Origin of the sequence: Cryobacterium sp. MLB-32, from assembly GCF_000738085.1 — a bacterium.
Taxonomy (GTDB): domain Bacteria; phylum Actinomycetota; class Actinomycetes; order Actinomycetales; family Microbacteriaceae; genus Cryobacterium.
Genome location: NZ_JPRS01000705.1, coordinates 1 through 518, shown reverse-complemented (window position 1 = coordinate 518; position 518 = coordinate 1). Strand labels below are relative to the sequence as shown.

The 518-nt window shown below is 55.8% G+C and carries 1 pseudogene; it reads right to left on the bottom strand.

Annotation, left to right across the window (positions count from 1 at the left end):
- A pseudogene (locus JF66_RS21000) lies at positions 1-124 on the bottom strand (HNH endonuclease); the annotation flags it as partial.
- Positions 125-518 lie beyond the last annotated feature (394 nt).

Here is a 518-nt window from a genome sequence, read left to right as displayed (position 1 = left end):
AGACCGGATGCCCCGGATCGGACTGCACGATCGTCGCCTTCTGGTTCATCACCAGAATCAATGCTCGTTTGTAGCTCACCACGGCGAGGGGCTCGTACCCCGCGTTGAGGACCAGTGTTCGCATGCGCTCCCTTTCGAAGGAGACTGGACGGCTTCCAGCCATTCGAACTGCTTTTCTGACGTAAGCAGGTGGGAACGAGCGATCACACAAAAAAGGACGCTGTCACGAATGACAACGCCCATCAGGCCACGGAGTGGCTCGTTACTGTATGACAACTATGACGACGCACAGAGAACACGCACTCATCCATGGTGTGGATCGTGCATACCTCGTGCATCGGCTCTCCTCAACCCGCAAACATTAGAGCTTTAGGTTAACGCACGAGTGGCGTCCCGCGATAGACGGGACGCCACTGTGTTACACAATGTTCATATCAAGCGGGTCTCAGATTCCGATCCGCACAATGTAGTAGTCGCTCGTCCAGATGGGCTGGATGCGCACGTTCTGGCCGGTGTAC